The 23,584-nt window shown below is 70.5% G+C and carries 11 protein-coding genes; 8 read left to right on the top strand and 3 right to left on the bottom strand.

Annotated elements, in window-relative coordinates; translation table 11 throughout:
- Positions 1 to 68: 68 nt before the first annotated feature.
- Entirely contained in the window at positions 69 to 6,308 is a 6,240-nt protein-coding gene (locus ACFC0Z_RS08045; RefSeq protein WP_376434003.1) for an RHS repeat domain-containing protein, read from the bottom strand.
- Between the two features lie 559 nt (positions 6,309 to 6,867).
- Here ACFC0Z_RS08045 and ACFC0Z_RS08040 point away from each other — a divergent pair.
- Complete coding sequence (locus tag ACFC0Z_RS08040; protein ID WP_376434002.1) at positions 6,868 to 11,526, top strand: hypothetical protein; 4,659 nt, start codon at positions 6,868 to 6,870, stop codon at positions 11,524 to 11,526.
- Between the two features lie 81 nt (positions 11,527 to 11,607).
- Here the strand turns inward: ACFC0Z_RS08040 and ACFC0Z_RS08035 are convergent, their stop codons facing one another.
- A complete protein-coding gene (locus tag ACFC0Z_RS08035) occupies positions 11,608 to 12,339 on the bottom strand; it encodes a flavodoxin family protein (RefSeq protein WP_376434000.1) in 732 nt (243 codons plus the stop codon).
- Positions 12,340 to 12,635: 296 nt separating this feature from the next.
- On the opposite strand from ACFC0Z_RS08035, the gene ACFC0Z_RS08030 reads away from it, so the two are divergent.
- The 5 genes from ACFC0Z_RS08030 to ACFC0Z_RS08010 all read left to right on the top strand — a co-directional run bounded on the left by ACFC0Z_RS08030 (position 12,636) and on the right by ACFC0Z_RS08010 (position 19,625).
- On the top strand, positions 12,636 to 13,547 hold the full coding sequence (locus tag ACFC0Z_RS08030) for a hypothetical protein (protein WP_376433998.1): 912 nt from the start codon (positions 12,636 to 12,638) through the stop codon (positions 13,545 to 13,547).
- A 343-nt stretch (positions 13,548 to 13,890) separates the two neighbouring features.
- Positions 13,891 to 15,879, top strand: coding sequence for an ABC transporter ATP-binding protein (locus ACFC0Z_RS08025; RefSeq protein WP_376433996.1), 1,989 nt, complete (start codon positions 13,891 to 13,893; stop codon positions 15,877 to 15,879).
- A gap of 187 nt (positions 15,880 to 16,066) precedes the next feature.
- Positions 16,067 to 17,467: a phosphotransferase gene (locus ACFC0Z_RS08020; protein WP_376433994.1), complete on the top strand. Its 1,401-nt coding sequence runs from the start codon at positions 16,067 to 16,069 to the stop codon at positions 17,465 to 17,467.
- 147 nt (positions 17,468 to 17,614) lie between these two features.
- On the top strand, positions 17,615 to 18,244 hold the full coding sequence (locus ACFC0Z_RS08015) for a class I SAM-dependent methyltransferase (protein WP_376433992.1): 630 nt from the start codon (positions 17,615 to 17,617) through the stop codon (positions 18,242 to 18,244).
- Positions 18,245 to 18,824: 580 nt separating this feature from the next.
- Entirely contained in the window at positions 18,825 to 19,625 is an 801-nt protein-coding gene (locus ACFC0Z_RS08010) for a hypothetical protein (protein ID WP_376433990.1), read from the top strand.
- 476 nt (positions 19,626 to 20,101) lie between these two features.
- Here ACFC0Z_RS08010 and ACFC0Z_RS08005 read toward each other — a convergent pair whose 3' ends face one another.
- Positions 20,102 to 21,604 (bottom strand): MFS transporter, encoded by a 1,503-nt coding sequence (locus ACFC0Z_RS08005; RefSeq protein ID WP_376433988.1) that lies wholly within the window; start codon positions 21,602 to 21,604, stop codon positions 20,102 to 20,104.
- 158 nt (positions 21,605 to 21,762) lie between these two features.
- On the opposite strand from ACFC0Z_RS08005, the gene ACFC0Z_RS08000 reads away from it, so the two are divergent.
- Both ACFC0Z_RS08000 and ACFC0Z_RS07995 read left to right on the top strand, forming a co-directional pair.
- Entirely contained in the window at positions 21,763 to 22,242 is a 480-nt protein-coding gene (locus ACFC0Z_RS08000; RefSeq protein WP_376435023.1) for a MarR family winged helix-turn-helix transcriptional regulator, read from the top strand.
- Between the two features lie 458 nt (positions 22,243 to 22,700).
- The gene (locus tag ACFC0Z_RS07995) at positions 22,701 to 23,270 is read left to right on the top strand and encodes a GNAT family N-acetyltransferase (RefSeq protein ID WP_376433986.1); all 570 of its coding nucleotides are present in this window, start codon (positions 22,701 to 22,703) and stop codon (positions 23,268 to 23,270) included.
- The last annotated feature ends 314 nt before the right edge of the window (positions 23,271 to 23,584 follow it).

The following is a 23,584-nucleotide window of genomic DNA, read 5'->3' as shown; positions in this document are numbered from 1 at the left end:
CGGGGCCCGTCGTGTGTGATGCCGTCATGTGACGGCGCGCGTCCCCAAGGACGTGCGTCCACAAGGGTTTACCGCGAGGGGCCTCCGGCGCTGATCCGCCTCAACGGCGGCTTCGGGTAGCCGACGATGCCGTCCCAGTTGGAGATCTCGAAGACCGCCCACTTGGTCTTGGTCATCGCGTTGCCCTTGTAGGCCGTGGTCTCGAAGACGAGCATGCGGCCTGCCGGGGAGAGTCCGTAGCTTTCCCCCTTCTTCGGGAACAACTTGACCTCGTTCTCGGTCTCCCCACTCGTGGTGTTGGTCTTCTCCTTGCCTTTGGTCTCTTCCCACTCGTTGGTCTGGGTCAGACCGAGCGCCACCCCCACGACCATGATCGTGCCTTCGACGCCGAGGTCGATGTCCAGCCCGTGCATGCTGGATTCCTCGTACGACTCCATGACCTCGGACTCGAAACCCTGCTTGAAGTTGATCCGGCGCTCCTGATCGCCGCCGGCGCTGCCGACGTAGCCGTAGGAGGTCGCCAGGTCCGTGTAGTCCTCCGCGCTGACCAGTCGGTGGTACGTGCTGGTCGTGTGGGGGATCTTCGGCGCCTGCTTGATGTACCGCGACCAGTCGACGCCCGAGGGGATGTTGCAGGTGGTGCAGTAGTCCCAGGTCTTGACGAGGATCTCCTCCGTCTTCTTGACCACCTTCTCCGTGAAGTTCTCCTTGTTGCCGTCCGCGATCCCGGTGAAGTCGTCGTACGCGATCAGGCCCGACGGGTCGCTGCGCGTCACCGGGTTGCTGCCCGCGTAGTTGTAGCCGCCGAGCTGCTGCGGATCGGTGGTGGTGAAGAGCGGGTCGGCGCTGAGGAAGCGACCGAGGGCCGGGTCGTACTTGCGGGCGCCGACGTCGCTGTAGCCCGCCGTCGCCTCGACCGGGGCGCCGAGGAACCCGCGTGACGGGTCAGGCCAGCCGGTTGCCGTTCCCCGGCTCTCGCCGTAGGGCTTGTAGAGCTTGCGGGTGACCTGCTGGGTGGTGCTGTCGAGGGCGAGGGTGGCGGTGCCCTGCGGGTCGGCGAACACGTAGTGCGTGCCTCCGGCGGGCAGCGTCGAGGCGACGGCCACCTGCCTGCCGTCGATGCGGTAGTCCCGGACCGCGCCCTTGATCACCTTGGGGGTGACCGCGGTGTTGACGACGATCTGGGTGTTGCCGATGAACAGTGTGGTCGTGCCGGGGTCACGACGGATCAGCTGGTTGCCGTCGGCGTCGTAGACGAACGTGGTGTCGGTCGTGCCGTGCGCGATCCGGTCCAGCCTCCCTTCGGCACCCCAGGTCAGGTCCTGCTTCGTGCCGGCGGACGGCGTGCGGGAGCTGAGGGCGCCGATGGCGTTGTTGGTGAACGAGGTGGTCGTGCTCCCACCGGGGCCGCTGGTGCTGACCGAGGTCAGGGCGTGCGGCTGCCGCCCGAAGGGGCACTGGGTGGCGTCGCCGGCGCAGCCGTTGGTGTACGTCGTGGTGGTGTCGCCGCTCTGGCCACCGGTGGCGTGCTCCACCGACGAGGTGCGGTTGCCGAGGAGGTCGTACCGGAAGGACTGCCAGTAGGCGGCCGTTCCCGCGGCGATGCCGCCGGCCGCCGGTGCCGTGCCGGCGGCGGGGCAGGACCCGGCCGCCGTCCACGCCTCGGAGAGCCGGTTCAGCGCGTCGTACTGGAAGCACTGCCTGTCGGTCAGGGTCGGGCCCGTCTCCGACCGGAGACCGGTGACGGAGGTCGGGTTGCCGGCCGGGTCGTAGGTGTACGTGGTGTCGTCGACCAGGTGCGGGAACTGGTTGCGGTACGCGGAGGTCTGCAGCAGCCGGCGGGTCTGGTCGTCGTAGCGGTACGTCGCCCACGACGGGTTGTCGGAGCTGCCGAGGGTGGTCCGGGAGGGCAGCCCGTCGTCCGTGAGGTCCGTGGTGGCCTTCACGCCGGGGGCGGTGACGCCCGTGACCCTGCCCAGCGCGTTGTACCCGTAGACGACGTCCTCGGCGAGGAGGCCGCCGACACCGGGCGAGCGCGCGGTGAGCAGCTGCTCGGTGGCGGGGGAGTAGGCGTAGCTGGTGACGTACTCGCTGGGGAGCGGGGCCTCGCTCGCGGGGAGCTGGAGCTTCGTCCCGGTGGACTTGCCGAGCGCCGTGAACCCGGTGTTGTGGATGACGTACGGGCCGCTCACGTTGGGCACGTAGCGCGCGGCGTAGGTGAGCTTTCCGGGCCGTACGCTGTCGTACTTCCAGACGCCGAACTTGAAGTTGTTGTTGGTCTTGTCGACGGCGGTGAGCTTCCGGCCGGAGAGGTCGTACGTGTAGGTGGTCTCCCTGCCGCGGGCGTCCTTGGCGGCGACGAGGTTGCCCGCGTCGTCGTAGGTCGAGGTCATCCGTCCGGCGTCGGGGTCGAGCTGGACGGTGCGGCGGCCCAGGAGGTCGTACTCCGAGGACCAGACGCTGCCGTCCGGGCCGGTGGTCGTGGCCGGTTCGCCGGTCGGCGTGTAGGTGAACGCGGTCCGCGCGAGGGTGCCGCCGGTAGCCGTGTACCCGGTGGTCGGGTCGCCGGTGAGGGTGGGCGGCGCGGTGTACTGGCCGAGCTCGGTGCGCCGGCCCCGCGCGTCGGTGACCGTCCGGGTGGTGACGCCGCCCGCGAGCGGCACGGTGACCGTGGTGTCGCCGGTGTGCGCGGTCGTCGTGCTCATGCCGGTCGCGACGACGCCCTCGGACTCCTCGTGGGTGGCCGTGACACGGCCCAGACCGTCGTAGTCCGTGACCGTGCTGCTCGGTACGTCCGACTGGGCGACCTTGAGCAGCGTCGTCCCGGGCGAACCGGCCAGGCTGTAGCGGTTGTTGGTCCGTACGGTCCAGCCGTGCGAGTCGTACTGGACGTCAGAGACGAGCATCGCCCCGTTCTCGCCCCGGGTCTGCGTCTGGCGGGTTCGTGCCAAAGCGTCGAAGAGCGCGACGCTGTCCGCGTAGGAGCCGTTCTCGAGCAGGCTGCTGGTGACGATCGCGCTGGGCGCGGCCGGGTTGATCCGGTACGTGAAGCGCTGCGTGGCCGGCTGCCCCGCCGCCTTGGACTGCGTGGGCAGCCAGACGGAGGTGATGCGCCCGAGGCCGTCGTACCGAAGGCTCGTCCGGGTCCCCGCGATGTCGATCTTCTCGGTCGGCTGACCGCGTCCGGGCGTCACCGTGTCCGTGGAGACGTGATAGGTCGGCGTGGCACCGCCGGTCACCTGTTCCTTGGTCTGCACGCTGGTCGGCAGACCGGTGGCCGGGGTGTAGACCTTGGCCGTCGTACGGGCGAGGCTGCTGCCGTCGGGAGCCTTCGAGTCCGGGGTGCGGGTCTCGGTGAGCGGGCGTCCGTGGCTGTCGTAGGTGTGGCGCGCGGCCACCGTGAAGGCGCCGGCCTCGGAGCCGGAGGCAGTCTTGCCGACCTCCTCGGTGGTGGCGAGACCCCGTGTCGGGGCGGTGCCTCCGGACAGGCCCTCGCGCGTGAACGCGTTGCCGTCGTAGGAGGTGCGGCTGTGGGACAGCAGGGTGCCGGAACGGGTGTCGTCCTGGCCGTTGCAGTCCTGCGCCGTGCGGACCGTCTCCGCCTCCAGGGCCATGGCCTGGGCGGAGTTGACGGCATAGGCGTGCCAAGTGCACACGGCCGTGTTGCCGCTCGCCGTCGGTTCCCCGCGGTCCACCTCGTGGACGGCGAGACCCGCCGTGGCGCTGCCGGGAGCGGTGTCGTAGAAGGTGGCGCTCTCCGTGTCGCGCCAGCCGTACGAGACGGCCTGCCGCTCGTGGACCCGGGCGGTGCGGACCATGAAGGCCGACACCGGGCGCAGACCGCTGCGCGTGCGGGTGGCGGTGGGGCCGATACTGGTCGGCAGGGAGACGCGTGACGAGGTGACGGTGTCCGTGTCGCCGAGGTAGGAGATCTCCTCGAACGGCAGGCCGTTCAGCTCGTCGCGGTCCTCGTGGCTGAACCGGTTGTCCCCGGAGCTGAGGACGATCTGCGAACCGCCGCTGCCGTCAGGAGTGTTGCGGCTCATCCCGCGGAAGTAGACCGTCTTCGTCCTCGTCAGCCGGTCGTCGACGCGGGCGCCGTTGCGACGGTGGAACACGGAGGTGTCACCGCTGCGGGTCTCCACTGCCGCATACCCGCGGAACTGGCTGTAGGTACGCGTCCCTTCAGCGGCGAAGTCCGAGTCGTCGTGGTGCCAGGCGACACCGCCGAGGTAGCGGTAGGTGGTGAGCAGGCTCGGGTAGGTGCCGTCCTGGTTGTCGGTGTTGAGGTCCTGGGTGCGGACGCTGGCCACCGAGTACTTGTGGAACCAGTCCTTCTGCTTCGAGGAGAAGCCCGGCGGCTGCCAGAGGACCGGGAAGCACGGCAGGGTGTTCGCGGCCGGATCGCCCGGCACGTTGGCCGGGGTGCAGGTGACCGGGTTGTACGTGACCGTGATCTTGGCACCGGTCTCCGTCGTGATCGACTGGATCCGGTCGTGGTACATCGCGGGCTGGCCGCTCACCGTGCCGACGCGGTTCGCCAGCTGCGCGGGCTTGCCGAAGTCGAGCGCGGGCATCTCCACGGGCGTGGGGTTGTCCTCGGTGGTGTCCGTGCCGGTGCGCTTGATGCTCTGCAGCCACAGGGTGGGCGCGTGGTCGCCGCCGTCGGGGAACGCCTGGGTGAACGCGTAGGCGTCGACGGGCTTGGTGACACCACCGGTCGTCACCTGCGTGGTGATGCCGGTCAGGCGCTTGCGGGACCAGAACGAGGGGGACGAGACGGTGCAGACCGCCCCGGCCTTGCAGTCGAGGTCACCGGGGGTGTCCGGCCACCAGGCGGTGTGCGCGGAGAACTCGTTCTCCTCGCAGGTCGACCCCGCCGGGACGCCGGGGATGCAGCGCTCCTTGACCTCGAAGACGACCTGGAGGGGCGCGGTCCCCGTGTTCACGGTCGCCGACGTCATCCCGTAGTCGATCCGGCGCAGGTAGCCGCCGCGCGTGTACGAGCTGCCGGTCGTGGTGCCGGCCGCGCGGTAGTGGTTGGTCTCCGGCTGGTAGTAGTACGCCGTGGCGTTGCCGTGCGGATCGACCACGTAGTCGAGGTTCCAGCGCCAGCCCAGCAGGCAGGCCGTCGCGGCCAGCGTCGCACCCTGGCAGGCGCTCTCCGGCGTCCGGTGGACGGGCACCGTCCAGGCGGATCCGGTCTCCTCCTTCCCGGCGGCGTGGCCGGGCAGCTGGTTGAGGCCGAAGTAGTACGCGATGCCGTTCTCGGTGACCTTGAAGTACTCGCCGTTGCGCGTGCCGTTGGACGCGCCGCCGGAGAGGAAGAGCCGCTCGACCTTCGTGGTGGCGCTGTCCGCCATGGGGCGGAAGGTGGTGCCGTCGTAGACGATCTGGGTGGTCGACCCGTTGAGCGAGAGGCTCAGGACCTGCCCGCCCCAGCACAGGTCGCCGGAGTCCGCGGGCGCCCCCGCGGAGGGATCGTCCGCGCAGGGACGGTAGCTGCGCTCGATGTACGACTCCGACGAGGTCCAGCCGTCACCCAGCCACGAGGACTGGTTGTTGGTGGCGTTGGTACGGCCGTCCTGGAGGGACGAGTCGTAGCTCAGTGACACGTCCGGAGTGGGACCGCCGACGGCGGGCGGAACCGCGATCGGGTACTTGTACGTGAAGCCGCCGGTGTTGGAGCCCGCGCTCCAGGTGCCGGTGGGGGAGAGCGAGGTCGCCTCGTAGCTGCCCGCCGAGCCGTCGGCGGTGGAGGTCGCGGCGAGGACGGTGGCGCCCGCGGTCTGCGCCGATAGCGCCGACGTCGTGGTGGACCGGGCACCTGACCCGTTGGTGGAGCGTGCCCCCGGGGCGGCGGTGGAGCGGGCGTCCGTCAGGTTCACGTCGGCGCTGAGCGCATCGCCCGCGACGGCCTTCAGCGGGGTGTGCTGGCGGCACTCCGGTCGGGCGGGCGTGGTGAGCGCGCAGGCCGGGAGCCGTACCAGGCGGAGCCGGGAGGTGTAGTCGCCGCCGTAGGCGGAGCGGAAGGACGACGGGTCGACCGTGACCGTCGTGCTGCCGGGAGTGGCCGCGTCGGCGGCGCCTTCCGGGCTGAGGGTGAAGAGCAGACCGTGGACGCCGGCGGCCTCGGCCTGCGCCCGGCTCGCGGTGGTCACCTTGATCCGCACGGGCGAGGTGCCCTGCCGGGCCGACGCGCCGGTTGCGGAGCTCAGCAGGATCGGGAGCCGACCGGCTCGGACCCGGTCACCGGCGCTCGCCCCGAGGAGCTCCGCCTTCTTCCCCCGTGCGGAAGGGAGTTCCACGACCGTGGAGCTCGCGGCCGGTACGGACGCGGCGCGGCTGGGATCGAACTTTGCGTAGCCGACAGGCTTCTGTGCCTGCTTCGGTGTCGCACGCGTGTATGCGAGCTGCTTGGTACGGGGTGCCTTCGGTGCTATGGCCGATTCGGCCCCCTGGATCGGAGTGAACCCCGATATCAGAAGGGAGCTGACTGCCACCACCGAAACGGAAGTCAACACCCCCATTTTTCTTCGGTGCAGACGACGGAACGCGCCTTCCCCCACGACGACCTTCTCTCCAGTCAAGTGCGCTGATGTGCGTCGACATCCTGTCAGGCGTGATCAAATCCCCAAGATCACAAGTTGGTTACTGTGAAGCCTTCATGTGTCGACAAGCCTGTGTAAAACCGGACACATGCATGTCCCCTGCTGCGACACGGAGTTGGAAACCAGACAGGTTTTCTGACGCTGAGCCGCAGAATGCTGTCAATGGGCGCCGCCGGACAAGTCGGCGCGCCCCAACAGGGGATGGGAACTCGGCCACATGGCCTTCTTCAGACATGCCCGCGACCCGCGGTCGCGGATGACCAGCCTGCTTCGCCCCGGCTCCGGTGCCACGGCGCTCGCCCTCGCGGCGGGCCTGCTCGCCGGCGCGGCCGCACCGGCCGGAGCACTGACGGGCGGGACGACACCCACCACTCCCGCGCCCGGAGTGACGCCGTCCGCCAAGGCGCCGACGGCCGCGACGCAGAAGCACGCGACCGGGGGGAAGGCGAACGGACCGATCGCACCCGGCGGCATCGGGAAGGCGGTCGAGCAGGAACCCGCGGCCGTCCGACGAGCGCAGGAAGCGGCGACCGACCGGGCCCGGGTGTCCGGCAAGACCGTGCCCGTCGAGACGCTCACCACCGAGAGCACCCGGACCGTCGCGAACCCCGACGGCTCGTTTACGATGACCCAGAACGCCGAGCCGGTCCGGGCGCGGAAGGGCCGGACGTGGGTTCCGGTCGACACCACGCTCGGGCGCCGGGCGGACGGGCGGCTCGCGCCCGCCGCGAGCGTCACCGAGGTGTCCTTCTCCGGAGACGGCACCGGACCCCTCGTGACGATGGTCCGCGACGGCAAGAAGGTCTCCCTCGACTGGCCGGGCGAGCTGCCCGCTCCCGTCGTGGCCGGCGACACCGCGACGTACCGCTCGGTCCTCCCGGACGTCGACCTCGCCGTCACGGCGAACGCCGACGGATTCCGGCACGTCCTCGTCGTGAAGACCGCCGAGGCGGCGGCCGATCCCGCCCTCGCGAACCTGCGGATCGGCACGGACACCGAGGGGGTCAGCCTCTCGGAGAACGGCAGCGGCGACGTCGTCGCCAAGGACAAGAGCGGCCGCACGGTCTTCCAGGCCGACCCGCCCCTCGTCTGGGACTCCTCGGCCAAGGGCTCGGGCAACGACCGGACCCGCTCCAGCGTTCGCGGCCCGGGAGCCGGTGCGCACCACACCCGGATGGCCATGACCGTACGGGACGGCAGCATCTCGCTCGTCCCCGGCAAGGAGCTCCTGAAGAGCCCCGACGTGGTCTACCCCCTCTATATCGACCCGGTCTGGCAGGGCTACCCCTCCGTCACCAGCTGGGCCTCGATCAACAGCATGGGCTGGAAGGCGACCAGCGGCACCGAGGCCCGCGTCGGCTTCCTCGGCAACTGGGAAGGCTGCGGTTCGTACTGCAACTCGACGGCCCGCTCCTGGTTCTCCATGAACGTCGACGGCATCCGCGGCGGGAAGGTCACCTCCGCCTCTTTCCGTCCCTTCTTCTTCAAGGCCGCGAACTCCGTGGCCGAGCCCACCGAGGTCTGGCTCTCCCAGGACATCCCGGGCAACCTCGCCTGGAACAGCCAGCCGGGCGACCCCTGGTACATCCGGGCCGAGACCTCGTGCAAGGGCTGGGACGCCTGCGGGGACGACGTCGTGCCGTACGACGTCCAGGCCGCCGCCCAGGGCGCGGCCGATGGCGGCCGCCGGACCTTCATGGTCAAGGCGCAGAACGAGTCGGACAAGTACGAGTGGAAGAAGATCGACCCGACCAAGACGTACTGGACGGTCACCTACTTCCTCAGGCCGTACATCAACAACGACCGCCAGACCACCCCGACGGTGAACGCCTTCGGCACCGAATACGTGAACTCCCGCGACGTGACCATGCGGGTCACCGGCGGCAGCCCCACCGGTGAGAAGGTCGCCACCGCGTACGAGATCTGGAACTGGTCCAACGGGCAGCCGACGTCCGGCTACCAGGGCGGTCTGTGGACCGCGCACACCGCGAACGGCGGCTCCTTCACCTACAGCGGCCTCCCGGACGGCACCTACGCCTGGCGCGGTGTCATCCACTCCGAGGAGGGCGACCTGTGGTCGAACTGGTCGGACTGGTCGCCCTTCACCGTCGACACCACGGCCCCACCGACCCCGACGATCTCCTCCCTCGACTTCCCCCGGGACAGCTACGGCGGTGCCTACAGCGACCAGGGCACCTTCGACTTCACCACACACGGCGTCGACAACGTCGCCGGCTACGTCTTCTCCCTGGACGGCGACCTCGGTTCGACCGCCTGGAGCCAGCAGTCCCCGCCGCAGAACTGGGACCCGGGGCAGCCCCTCGTCCGGGGTAAGCAGTACTGGGTGAGCGCGGGCAACGCCTCCCTCGCCTCCGTCCGCTTCGCCCCCGGCGTCGTCGGCCCGCACTGGCTGAACGTCAAGGCCGTCGACAAGGCCGGCCACACCTCCGCGCAGCAGGGCACGCACGGCTTCTACGCCGGTCTGACCCGCGCCGAGTTCGTCCACGGCAACCAGCTCGTGAGCGGCTACACCAGGGACTCCCTCAGCACGAGCCCCGCGACCTGGACCACGGCCGACAGCGCCGCGAGGGTCATCGTTCAGAACGCCTGCTGCCCCGTGAAGTGGGGCAACGACACACAGGCGATGCTCGCCGGACCCGTGTCCGTCGGCGACACGGCCGTCTTCCGGTTCATCGTGCCGAAGACCGGCTACTGGACCCTCGGCGCCAACGTCACCCAGTCGTACGACTACGGCCGCTACAGCATCACCTTCGACCAGGGCACCGGTACGGAAGCGGTCCTCGCCTCGGACATCGACGGCTACAACGGGCACGTCACCACGGCCTACCGTGACTTCGGACCGCCCAAGCGCGCCAACGGCAAGCCCATCGAACTGGCCCGAGGCGTGCACACGCTCACCGTGAAGGTCACCGGCAAGAACGCCGCGTCGGGCGGACACCAGGTCGGCATCGACACGCTCCGCGTCGCCCTGATGAGCCCGAGCTGCACGCTCACCGACCTGACCGACTGCCGCAACAACATCGCCGTCAGCCCGGACGCGAACCACGACGCCGCCGACGCCGACGGCGGAGGCATCAGCTTCTCCGCCCGCGAGCTCACAGAGGCCGGCTGGGCCCCCGGCACCGCCCTCACCATCAACGGCGCTCCGATGAAGCTGCCCTCGTACGGTGACGGCAAGGCCGACAACATCCTGTCCAGCGGCCAGACGATCACCGTGGACACCAAGGGCGCCGCCAACAGCGGCAACGCGCTCGTGTTCCTCGCCTTCGCCACCGCCGGGACCGTCGAGGGGGCCAGTGGGTCCGTCACGTACGAGCCCAACACCGACGGCTCCAGTCCCTGCGGCGCCTCGGTCACCCACCCGTACACCCTCGACACCGTCCCCGACTGGGTGCAGGGAGACCCGAAGGCCCGGGCCGCCGGCTTCGCCACCCGCAACCTGCGGGGCGGCGGCACCGACCCGTACAAGCCGCAGCTCTTCGCCGTCTCGGTCGCCCTGCCCTGCCCGGGGCTTCCGATCAAGGCGATCCGGCTCCCGGTGGTCACCGACCAGCTCACGTACGGAACCACCGCCCTCCACGTGATGGGCGTCGGCATCCGGACCGCCTCGTACGTCCCCGACATGGGCACCGCCCAGAACTGGAACGGCACCTGGGGTGCCAACCTGGACTCCAACGGCGGCACCTTGAACGAGCAGACCGTCCGCATCCCCGCACGGGTCACCGTCGGCAACAGCGTCGGCGGAAAGGTGCGCATCCGCCTCTCGAACGCCGTGAGCAGCCACCCCGTGACCCTCCCGCGCGTCTCCATCGCCCGGCAGGGCGCAGCCGGAACCGCCGCGACGGAAGGGACCCCGATCGGTCTCACCTTCGGCGGATCCACCTCCGTGACCATCCCCTCCGGCAGCGAGGTGACGAGCGACCCCGTGACCATGGAGGTGGTCGAGAAGAGCACGCTCCTGGTCAGCCTCAACATCGGCGGCCAGGTCCCGAACGTCCCGGTGCACAACGACGCGCAGGCCCCGATCTGGACCACCGCACCGGGCTCGGGCGACCACACGGCCGACACCGAGGCCGTCGAGTTCACCGGGAAGAGGTCCTCCTTCCCGTACCTGGCGGCTGTCGACGTCACGCCGACCGAGCACAACAACGGCGCGCTGGCCCTGTACGGCGACCAGACGGTCAACAGCGACACGACCACCGGTGACAACGCCCACCACCTGTCGGACCTGATCTACGACCGGGTCTCCGCCGAGTACGCGGCGGAGCCCATCGAGAACCCCAAGCCGTACGGGGTGCTCAACCTCGGCCGCAACAGCTGGAACGTGAACAACAACCTGCTCCCGGCCCTGTCCGGCAGCCCGGAACGGCTGAGCCCGCCGAGCGCGACGAACCCGGTCGACCGTGTCGTGCTGAGCCAGGCCAACGTCAGGAAGGTGCTCATCTCCACGGGCGCGTCGGACATCCTGAACAACGCCTCGGCCACGGACATCCAGCAGCGACTGTCCGCGCTGGCACAGCAGATCCGTCAGCGGTACGTCGACGAGAAGGCGGGCTTCTCCAGCAAGATCGACGTACAGGTCGCGACCATCCCGCACAGCCTGTCCATGACGGCCGGACAGGACACCGTGCGCCGCGCGGTGAACAACTACATCCTGTGCGGCCGTTCGGACCCGACGGCCGGCGCCTGCACCGGCGACGGCCCGGCGCTCGGCGGCAACGCCGACGGATCGGTCGACTTCGCGGCGGCGGTCTCCGCCGACGGCACCGCTACGGGCCCGCTGAACGCGGACAGGTACCTCTTCACGGAGACGGGAACGGGCAAGAGGTACCCGAACCAGCGCTACTACGAGGCCCTGGCCGAACGCTTCACCCAGGAGGTCCGCGGCATCTGACAGCTCCTGCGACTCCGCCCGGCCCGGCATAGCAGGGCCGGGCGGAGCCGTATCGTCATCAGCGACCGTTCCGGCCCGAGCTCAGCGGTGTTCGGGGTTCTCGAAGTCGAACCGGCAGCCGGCGTCCCACTCGGAGCGCTGGTTCCCGTAGGCGGGGATGCCGCCGCTGTCCCTGAGCATGCGGGCGAGGTGGAGCTGGTTCCAGGTCATGAAGGTCGTGTTGCGGTTCGTGAAGTCGTTCTCCGGCCCGCCCGAGCCGGGGTCGAGATACGACGGTCCAGGGCCGGCCGGGCCGACCCACCCCGCGTCGCCCTGCGGCGGAATGACGTATCCGAGGTGCTGGAGGCTGTAGAGGACGTTCATCGCGCAGTGCTTGGCGCCGTCCTCGTTGCCGGTGATCAGGCAGCCGCCGACACGACCGTAATAGGCGTACTGGCCGCGCTCGTTGAGGATCGACGAACAGGCGTACAGCCGCTCGATCACCTTCTTCATGACGGAGGAGTTGTCACCCAGCCACACGGGCCCCGCCAGGGTCAGGATGTCGGCGGCCATCACCTGCGAGTAGACGACCGGCCACTCGTCGGTCTCCCACCCGTGTTCCGTCATGTCCGGCCAGACACCGGTCGCGATGTCGATGTCCACCGCCCGCAGCACGTCGACCCGCACGCCCTGGCGCTCCATGATCCCGGTGCTGATGTCGATCAGCCCCTGCGTGTGGCTGCGCTCGGGGGAACGTTTGAGGGTGCAGTTGATCACCAGCGCGCGCAGGTCGGCGTAGGACGTCGTGGGGTCCGGCACGGATTCCTCCTCCATACGCTCCGGGAGCCCGGACGTACCGGGTGTGCCCGGATACGCAGGCACCGGAGATCTCCCAGCACAGCTCACCAGGCCTTCACCGCACGCGCGCGCGGAACTGGGCCGGTCGCCTGACGCTCCGGCCCCGGCGGTGTCAGTGCCCGCTGTTAGCTTTCCGGGGTGCTGTTGAGGAGATCATTCCGCCACCCCCACGGCCATGCGCCTGTCAGGTACCTGCCAGGCGAAGCATGGCCCTCACGACAGCCACCGATGTTCACGTACCGCACCACTCACGGCACAAGGAGCACCACTCCATGAACACCACCCGCACCACCCGCCTCGCCCGCGCGGCGGCCGTTCTCACGGCGGCGGTGACCCTCGCGGTGACGGCGGCCCCGCTGACGGGTACGGCACAGGCCCACGAGGCCGTCACGGGCACCCTCACCTTCGCCGGCGACCCCGGCGAGTACATCTCCGGCGGCCAGTCCCACACCCTGACCCCCGAGACGACCGACATGTTCGACGTCTCGGGCCCCACCTCCCAGTCCGCCGCCGGCGTCACGGCGGTGACCCCGGAGGGCGAGCGCTGGTCCCTCCACATGTCGGCGCCGTACGGCCAGAAGCTCCAGGAGGGCGTCACGTACACGAACACCCGCAGCTGGCCCGAGGCCGGACCCGAGGACCCGCAGCTCCAGTTCTCCGGCGACCGCTACTGCGAGAGCGGCACGGGCTCCTTCACCGTCTCGCACATCGCGTACGGCCCGTACGGCTACATCCGCGAGATCGACGCCACCTTCGAGCGCACCTGCACCGGAGCCACCCTTCCCGTACGCGGCGAACTCCACGCCCGGATGCCCGAGCCGCCCGCCGTCCTCACGGTCGACGTCGGCCTGAACCCCGCCGGCACGGTCGACACCCGCACCGGCGAGATCACCGTCGGCGGCACGGTCACCTGCAACAAGACGGCGTACGTCACCCTCAACGTCAGCGCCCAGCAGACCCAGAAGAAGGGCGCCGCCACCGGCTCCCACGAGAACCTGCTCGTGCCCTGCCAGCCGGGCGGCCCGGTCCCCTGGACCACGTCCTTCCCGAGCAACATCGACCCCACGGCCACCTTCCAGCCCGGAGCCGCCACCCTCAACACGTACGCCACGGCCGACGACCGGGACTACCCGACCACGGTCACCCGCTACGACACGACCGCCCTCACGCTGACGCGCGGCTGACGCCACGAAGGCCGCCGCCCCGGAGCTCCGGGGCGGCGGCCTTCGGAGTCGGCGTTTCGGCCACCTGCCGCACGGAGGAGGGCCCCGGTCCCGTACGGGTCGATGTACAGCACACGAACGCGCATTCGCCTGTTTCCGGGGTTCGAATGGCGTCCGATTCACCTGTTCTCGCGGTGAGTCCCCACGTCGTTGAGCCAGCCGACACCTCAGCTCGACCTTCGGAGACCGCGATGCGCCCTCTTCCCGCCGCTCATGTTCCCAAGCCCGTCGACGCCTCGACGGGACCCGTGTCCCTGGTTGACGAGTCGCTCCGCGCAGCACGTACGGATACGAGGTGGGGGGCATGACCAGGGCCACGGGTACCGAGCCGGCCGTCGACGCGGACGCGTCGGAGTCGGAGCAGCTGCTGTTCGGCGGGAAGCTCACCTATGACCAGGGCTTCGCCGCGCACTCCGGGGCCTGGGCGGGGCTCGGGCTGTGGGAGATGGGGCGCTCGCTGCCGCGGCAGGTCGGCCTCGCCGTCCGTCTCGCGCGTGAGGCCGACCGCCGGGCGTTCATCACGGTCGCGCTCAGCGAGATCGCCCGCGGTATCGCACAGGCCGTCTCCCTGATCGCGGTGAACGCGCTGCTCGTGGAGCTTTTCGCGTCCGGTGACGTACCCGGTCGGCTTCGGGCAGCGCTGCCGGCCATCGTCGTCGTCGCGGTCTTGTCCGTGATCGGCTCGGTCTGCAAGTCCGCCTCGGCCGCCGCCACCGGAATCCTGGAGCCGAAGGCGCAGCGGGTGGCGACCGAGCGGTACCTCGGGCTGGTGGCGAAGGTCGAGCTCGAGGCGATCGAGGACGACGCCTTCCACCGGCTGATGGACACCGCGCAGTGGGGCGCGGACGCCGCCCGCCGCATGGTCGGCTACTGCACCGCCGTGGTGACCTCCCTGATCTCGCTGATCGCGGCGGCCGGCGTGCTGACCGTGCTCCATCCCGTACTTCTTCCGCTGCTGCTCCTGATGGCCCTGCCGAACGCGTGGGGCTCGCTCACCATGACCCGGCACCGGTACACGAGCTGGCACAGGTTCGTGCAGCACGTGAGGGCCGCGAAGCTGCTGAACCAGCTGCTGATCGACCAGAGGGCCGCCGCCGAGGTACGCGTCCACGGCGTCGCCCCCCTCCTGCTCACCCACTTCCGGTTGATGGCGGAGACCAGCGAGGTCGAACAGACCCGGCTGGCGTGGACGGGCGCGCGCGTGAACCTGGTCGCGGACTCCGCCCGAGGGCTGGCGACCCTCACCACGTACGGCGTGCTCGGGCTTCTGCTGTGGGCGGGGCGGATGGACCTCGCCATCGCCGCCACGGCTGTGCTGGCGATCCGTACCAGCTCCGCCAGCATCACCGACCTGGTCGTGCGCATCACCGACGTACAGGGCGAGACCCTGTTCATCGCCGACCTGGAACGCCTCTGCGAGGAGGCCGTCGAGCGTGCCGTGCCCGAGGGTGGACAGGACCTGCCCGAGGTGGCGGACGAGATCCGGTTCGAGAAGGTCGCCTACACCTACCCCGGCAAGGACGCGCCGTCCCTCCGGGACGTCGACCTGGTCATCCCGCGGGGCAAGACCGTGGCGTTGGTGGGGAAGAACGGGTCGGGCAAGTCGACGCTGGTCAGTCTGCTCAGCGGGGTGAGGCTGCCGAGCTCCGGGGAGGTCCTGTGGGGCGGGGTCAGTACCGCCGTGGCCGACCGGGCGCAGCTGTTCAGCCGGGTGGCGATCGTCGCCCAGGACTTCTTCCGCTGGCCGTTCACCGCTCGCGTCAACGTCGGCATCGGTCGCAGCGACGTGCGCTGGGACGACGAAGCCATCGAGGACGCCTCCGCGTACGCGGGCGCCGACGAGGTGATCGCCGGGCTGCCACGCGGTCTGGACTCGCTGCTCGGCCGGGGCTACAAGGGCGGGCAGGAGATCTCCGGCGGCCAGTGGCAGAAGCTGGGCCTCGCGCGGGCGAGGTTCCGCCGGGGCGAGTTGCTGATCGTCGACGAGCCCACGAGCGCTCTCGACGCGGCGGCCGAGCAGCGTGTCTTCGACCAGATCCACCGGCTCGCCGACAAGGGCCAGACCACTGTCCTGATCACCCATCGCCTCGCCAGTGCCCGGCACGCGGATGTCATCTACGTTCTCGACGAAGGTCGTGTCGTGGAGAGCGGTACGTTCGCGGAGCTGATGGACCCCGCTACCGGGACCGGCGCGTTCCGTGAGGCCTATGAGCTACAGGCGCGCCAGTTCGAGACGGCCTCGGTGCCGGCCCAGGGCACCGGCGTCGACGACGAGTCGGAGACACGCCGGTGACGCCCTCACCTCGCGAGAGGGAGCGGGGCACCGGCAGGGGCAGGGGCAGGGGCAGGGGCAGGGGCAGGGGCATGCTCCGCGAGGCTGCCGCCTTCCTCGCTCCTCGTCGCGACGACTGCCACGTGGGCGGCCATCGCGCCCACGCTGTGTTAGAGGCGCTGCAGGCACGCCGCCCGGGAGGTCAGTGGTGACCGTCGAGCGATACAAGGTCCCGGTCGACGTCCACCTGATCGCCGTCCGCGAAGGAGAGCGGGGACCGGAGGTGCTGCTGTCGCGCCGCGCCGGCTCCGTCTACGCCACGGGGCACTGGCACCTTCCGTCGGGACACCTCGACGGCCCCTTCGAGGACGTCGTCACCGCGCTCGTCCGCGAGACCAGGGAGGAGACGGGCCTCGTCGTGGACCCGCACGACGTGCGCGCCGCCGTCACCGTGCATCACCGCTCGCCGTCCGGGCACGGACGGATGGGCGTGTTCTGCGAGGTCCGCTCCTGGTCCGGTACGCCGGAGGTCATGGAGCCGGAGGTCTGCGACCGGATGGAGTGGTTCGCGTTCGATGCCTTGCCGGAGCCGATGGTGGCGTACTGCAGGGCCGGGTTGGACGCCTACCGGGTCGGTGTGCGGTTGGCCGTGCACTTCCAGGAGCCCGGCGACCCGATCGCGTACGACCGGTCCGTCGACCGGCTGGTCCTGGTGCACGACCCCGCACCGCGCGGTGCGCCTCGCGGTGCGGCTCCGGAACAGGCGGTACGCGCGTTCGCCGAGCGGGCGGTCGGCAGGATCGCCGGCTGGACGGATGTGTCCTGGCCACGCGAGGAGAGCCGGGTCTGGCGGGTGGACGGGTCCGAAGGCGGCGAGTGGTACGTCAAGATCCACCAGAACGACCGCTTCCACCGACGTGAGGTGAGCGCGCTCCGCGGCTGGGTCACCGCCTTGGGGGCGGCGGCGCCGAGGCTGGTAGCCGCCGACCAGGCGCTGCGGGCCGTCGTGCTGACGGCGGTGGGCGGCCGGACCCTGCACGGCGCCCTCCACCCGCCCGAGCAACAGCGCCGGATCTTCCACCGCATCGGGCAGGTCGCGGCGACCATCCACCACAGCGCTCCGGCCCGGCCCTCCGCTGGCGAGCTGCCGCTGGGGGCTCTGGGGGCGATGGAGCGGCACCTGACCGGGGCCCGTCCCCATCTCTCGCCCGGCGACGAGGAGTTCATCCGTGCCACCGCCAGGGACGCGGCGGGCATGGAGACCTTGGAAGGCGTACCCACGCACGGTGACTTCCAGCTCCGCAACCTGCGCTGGGACGGGGCCGCCGACACCCTCTACGTGATCGACTTCGAACGGTCGGAAGTCGGCCCGGCGGTACGCGACTTCGTCCGGCTCTCCGATGCGTGGCACGGCCGGCCCGACCTTCTCCAGGCCGTACTGGACGGATACGGCCGCCCGTTCACCCCGGACGAAGCCGCCCAGCTCACCGTCCTGTCCGTCCTCGATGCCGTCTCCGGCATCTCCTACGGTGCCACCCATGGCGACCCCGAACTGGTGGAGCGCGGCCTGCGCACCCTGGCCCGGCTGCGCACGGCGCAGCGCCCGTGACCCCCATCCCTCGACCCCCATCCCTCGACCTCCATCCCTCGACCTCCATCCCTCCCGCCACGAGGAGCGACGCGTTGACGTACACCGCACGCGAACAATGGGAGCGAGCACACCCCCGCACCCGTTGTCGGCGGCAAGGCCCTCGACGTGGGCTGCGGAACAGGAGAGCTCGCCGCCCACCTCGCCGGCATCGGCTACATGGTGGACGGGTGCGACTTCGCCGAAAGCGCCATCGCCCGTGCCCGCGAGCAACATTCCGATGCCAGGAACGTGCGCTGGCTGAGGTTGGACGTCGAGCGCGACGACCTGACCCCGCTCCACGAGGACGGATACGACCTGATCGTGATGCGCCTCGTGTACCCGTTCATGAGGGACCGCGATCGGATCGTGCACGGCCTGGGCAAGCGGCTGCGTGACGGGGGAGCGCTCGTCGTCATCACCCCGATCGCGGACCGTACGCCGGAGGAACGCCGCGCCATCGCCCTGGACGAGGACGAGATCACCCTGCTCGGCGCGGGCTGGACGACGGTGAAGCGGCTGGACGCGGACGGCCTGGCCTTCCTGATCTTGCGAGGCCCCTGCCGCTCCGATACCCGGGCCGTCGAGAAGCGGGCGACCAGCGGCCACGCCCTGAGCGGGGCCGTAGCCGTCGTGACCGACGGCTGCGGCCGCGTCCTGCTCGGCCGCGTCCTGCTCGGCCGCTCCCGGCACGGCATGCTCGAGGCACCCGGCGGCAACATCACCGGCCCGGAGTCATTCCCGGCCGGCGGCCGGTGACCGTCTACCCCGTCGCAGCCGGACAGGCAACGGCATCGAGGCAGCGGCCGGTACCGGGGGAATCGCCCGAGGCCGGCCGACTGCGTGCGGCGATGGCCCGGACCGTCATCGAGGCGGACGGGGCCCTCGGCGCCCCCGTTCACCTGGTGCCGCGCGGTGGTTTCGACGCAGGCGTGATCACGTACGGCTGCCGGGACATCGCCCCGGCTTGGCCGGAGCGGGCGGCGAGGGCGTTCGCCTGCTCCGGCCACTGGACATCGGAGAACCCGGACACGGGTGTGACCGCCATCGTGAAGGACCGGGACGCGCCCGCGATCGTGGGCGAGACCTCGCTTGCGTACCTGTTCCCGGCCGCACCGAGGAGGCCGAGCACCCGCAGGGCGGACCAGGGGAGTCGATCGTCCTTTCCCTCGGCGAGCCCGGGGCCCCTGGTGTGTCAATGGTCAGGGCGTGACGGGCGGCCGCCCCGGCCCGTTGGACACCCCGTGGCCGGTGTCGTGACGGAGGGAGTGTGATGGTGGAACGAGAGCCGTTCGACGCCGTGTTCGCCGCTCCGGCGGAGCGTGGAGAAAGGCAACGGATGCGGGGTGCGCACGCGGCTGCCGCGCGTCAGCTCCTGGTATCCGCGTCGGGGCCGGAGGTGTGGGGGTGGCAGGGCCGCACCCTGGGACGCCGGGCCGGGGACTGCTGGCCGCGGATCGTGTCGGTCGCGAAGGACAAGGCGGGCGGACGGCTCTGGGAGGGCACGGCGAGTGCCGACACGCACGTGCCGCGCTCGGTACCGAGACCTCGACTCCGTGGCGTCCTCGACTGGACCTCACCGGTCCTGGCCTACCGCGCCGAGCTCACCGAGTACGTACCTGTTCCACCGGTCACCCGAGGCACTCCCGCGCTGGCCCAGGACGTCACGCTGCCCGACGCCTGGTGGTCGGAGCTGAGGTCCGCGCTCGGCACGCTCGCGACTGTGCCGACCGACCGGGAAGCCGTACGGCAGAGCTGGATCGACCGGAATCTCCGCCGGTTCCTCGGGATCGATCCCTTCCCGATCCGTGACACGACCACCGGGCACGCCGATCTGCACTGGGCGAACCTCACCCGCGCGCCCCTGGTCCTGCTCGACTGGGAGGACTGGGGGCGCGTGCCCGTCGGCTACGACGTGGGCCTGCTGCACGCGTACTCGCTCTCCGCCCCGGCGACCGCCGCCCGCGTACGGCACGAGTTCGCCCACGTCCTGGACACGGAGGCCGGCCGACACGGAGAGCTGGTCGCCCTCGGACAGCTGCTCCAGGCGTGCTCCCGAGGAGTACACCCGCGCCTCGCCCCGCTCTTCGCCGACCGAGCGGAACACCTCACCGGAGTCCGTGCCCCTTCGCCGTCCTGACCACGACAAGGCCGCGACCCCCTGGAGGAACCCGTGCCCCACCCGCGCGTCGACGTCGTCGTGCTGTCCATGAACGACCGCCCGGCCGAGGAATCCGCCGCGCAGGCCACGCTCCTCGCGCAACGGGGCGTCGACGTGCGGGTGGTGGTGGTCGGCAACGGCTGCAGCCCCGAGGTCGCCCCCACCCGGCGCGCTCACCGTGTGCCTGCCCGAGAACATCGGAATCCCCGGCGGCAGGAACGCAGGCGTCGAGGCACTCCGCGGCGCTGACGCACTCCGCGACGCGGGCGTCCCGGCCGATTGGTTGCAAGTCTCAGAAGGGGGCTCGTGCCGCTTTCGAGTGCGAACGGGTTGTGAGAGCGGATGCGCGGACCCGCGGCGGTCCGGCGGCCCGTTTCCGATCTTGCTCGGGCACAGGGCCGTTGATGAGAGAACCGACCGGGGCCGCGTGCCGTGCGCGGTCCCCGGGGCGGGGCTCAGATGGCGAGGTGCTGCTTGGTGCCGGAGTCGTCGGCGGCTGTCTCCGGGGTGATGCCGTGCTGCTCGTCTTCGGGGCGGCCCTTCTTGGGCAGCAGGAAGGTGATCGCGAAGAAGACCACCAGCAGGCATGCCTGGACGATCAGGGCCCGGTGGAAGCCGCCGGTGAAGTCACCGGTCTTGGCCTGGGCGAAGAACACCGAGCCGAAGACCGCGACTCCGATGGAGCCGCCGACCGCCTGGACGGCCGACAGGACCCCAGAGGCGGATCCGATCTCGTCGTCGTCGACCGCGGCCAGGATGAAGCTGAACAGGGCGGCGATCACGATGCCGGCGCCGATGCCCGCCACTGTCGTGCCCGGGACGATGTCCCAGATCGAGAACGAGGCGGCGTCGAGGCCGTCGAGCTCGAACCACAGCACGGCGGCGCCGGCCAGCTGGACCAGCGGTCCGATCTGGAGCACCTTGCGGCCGATCTTGTCGGCGAGGAACGCGCCGCTGATGGCGCCGCCGATCGCGGTTCCCACCGCGAGGGGCAGGTTGCCAAGTCCCGCCTCGCCGGCGGTGAAGTGCTGGCCGATCTGGAGGAACAGGGTCAGTACGAGCTGGGTGCCGATGAGTCCGCCGAAGAACAGGGCGATGCCGCCGAGCCCGACGGTGAAGGCCGGCTTGCGCAACAGGCCCGGGGTCACCAGCGGCTCGCGGCCCGCGGCGGCCGTGCGGCGCTGCTGGAGGGCGAAGAGGGCGAACCCGATCGCCGAGGCGGCCATGGACAGCCATGTCCACAGTGACCAGCCCTCCTCCTGGCCTTGGTTGAGCGGCAGCACCAGCAGAGCGCAGGACGCCACGACCAGGGCGGCGCCGGTCATGTCGACCCGGACCGTGCGGTCGCCCGCCTTTTTGGGCACGAACTTCGCGGCGACGATCAGTGCCGCGATGCCGATGGGCAGGTTGATCAGGAAGACCGAGCGCCAGCCCAGGCCGAAGAAGTCGCCCTCGATGAGGAAGCCGCCCAGGACCGGGCCGATGATGCCGCCCAGGCCGAGGACGGGGCCGAAGATCGCGAAGACCTTGGTGAGCTCGGGGCCGGAGAAGTTCTCGCGCAGCAGACCCAGGCCCTGGGGCAGCAGCATCGCTCCGGCGGTGCCCTGCAGTAGGCGGAAGGCGATCAGCGACTCGATGTTCGGCGCGATCGCGCACAGCAGCGATGCCGCGGTGAAGGCCGCGAGTCCGATCAGGAACATCCGGCGCCGGCCGTAACGGTCACCGAGCCGCCCGCCGAGCACCAGGCCGGCGCCCAGGGTGAGGGCGTAGCCGCCGATCACCCATTGCAGTCCGACCGAGCCGGCGCCGAGGGATCTCTCCAGGTCCGGTCCGGCGACGTTGACGATCGAGGCGTCCAGGAGGTCCATGATCTCCGCGACGATCATCACCGCCAGGATCAGCCACCGCCAGCGGTAGGGCTCGATCGTCTCCTCGGGGGTGGGGGACGGGTCACGCATTCCAGATACCTCCATGGTGAAGTAATTCCACCGTGAAGGTAAAGTGGTGGCGGTAGGTTGTCAAAGCGGATGACCGTGCGGACCGTGTGACAGGAGAGAAGGGCGGAGGCGTGGAGGAAGCAGTGCGTGACGGAGTCGAGGAGCAGCGTGAGCGGCTGATGGAGTCGCTGAGGATCTACGGCGGGCACTACGCCGAGCTCAGCCGGCGCTTCGCCGCCTGGCTGGGCCTGCACTCCACGGACGCGACCGCGGTCCTGGAGATCGCCGCCGCCGAGGAACGCGGCACCCCCCTGTCACCGGCGCGGCTGAGCGAGCGGATCTCCCTGTCGACCGGCGCCACCACCGCACTGCTGAACCGCCTCGAGGCGGCGGGGCACATCACCCGCGCCCGCGAGCACTCCGACCGGCGCATCGTCACACTGCGGAGCGGCGGGCACATCCAGGAGAGGGCGGACGAGTTCTTCGGCCCGCTCGCCCACCGCCTCGATGCCGCGATGTCGCCCTACCCGTCCCGGTTCCTGGAACAGGTCGAAGCGTTCATTGCCGACCTGAACACCACCATGGACAGCCACCTCTCGGAACAGGACGCAGTGGCACCGCGCTCCCCCCGCGCTCTCCCTGATGGACGAACTCCCTGACCGGCTCGCTCCCGGCCGGCTTCCTCTCACCCCCTCATCGTCTTCGCCCGCGCCCCGCCCTACACATCCAAGGAACAGCCGTCTTCGCGACGGCGCCGTGCGGCTGCTCGTCAGGCCAGGGCGGTGACCGGATGGCCGCTGAGGCCCTGGACCTCTCCGACTGGGGACTCCCTGCCGCCGGCTGGCTCGCGGCAGTGCACCAGGCCCGAGCGCGCCTCGGAATCCCTCGCGCGGCGCGGCAACCCGTTACCGAACTGTCCTATCCCACCGACCTCGCCACCCTGTAAGTCGGCCTCGTCGTTCCGAAGCGCGGCGCAAGGGCTTTGTGCGGGCAGACCAGGCCCGGAGAAGGGCTGTTCCGTTCGCCGGATGGCCCCTCTGGGCGAGGAGGACGAAGCCTGCACGGCAATCCCGGTCTCCCTCCCTCTGCGACGAATCCCCGAGTACTCTGCGAGCCCATGACGTCCGTCCGCCTCACCGGCCCCCGTCTGGCCCTCCGCGAAGTCGAGTCCGAGGACGTCGGACCCCTCCTGGCCGTCTACGGCGACCCCGAGGCCACCCGGCACCTCAGCTTCGAGCCCCGTACTCCGGAGCAGGTCCAGGCGATCGTCGACCGGTCCATCGCCTCCGCCGAGGCCAGCCCTCGGGCCGAGTACTGCCTCGCCGTCACCCGGCGCGGAGAGCACCGTCTGATCGGTTACGCGCGTCTGGCGACCGAACCGCAACAGGCGGCCACCATCGGCTTCGCCCTCCACCCCGACGTGTGGGGGAGCGGCCTGGGAACGGACACCGTCCGCCTGCTGTGCGCGCTCGGCTTCCGGTCGCTCGGTCTCCACCGCATCTGGGCGGCCCGCTCGCCACTCAACGAGGCTTCCGCCCGGACCCTGCTGACGGCGGGGATGACCGAGGAGGGCAGGATCCGCGACCACGTCTTCGTTCGCGGGGCGTGGCGGGACTCGATCACGTACTCGATCCTGGGGCACGAGTGGACGCCGATTGCCGACGTGGACGCGGGAAGCCCACCCTGAGGGTCCACCTTGAGGGGCCCGCGAACGGGACCCGACGACGCATCCACGCATGCGAGCTTCCGCGCATCCACGCAGACCTGGCGTGACTCCTGAGTCACGAGGTGGCTCTCCGGGCAGGGCAATCCCAGTCGGCCGAGTCGATCGCGTTCTCCTCGGTGTCACTGAGGTGGAAGCAGTGGCCGTTAACCCACACCGTGACGGATTCGGGCCGATGGTCGACGTGGAACGGCTCATCCCGGTGCAGAGTCCCGGACCATGACCCGTCCGACGCAGGCGAGTGGGTGACAACGACCCATGTCTGCTTCGGGAGTATC

This window comes from Streptomyces sp. NPDC056144 (assembly GCF_042264145.1).
Classification (GTDB): Bacteria; Actinomycetota; Actinomycetes; order Streptomycetales; family Streptomycetaceae; genus Streptomyces.
Note: the sequence above shows the minus strand (reverse complement) of the source record. Positions and strands in the feature narration are given on the sequence as shown.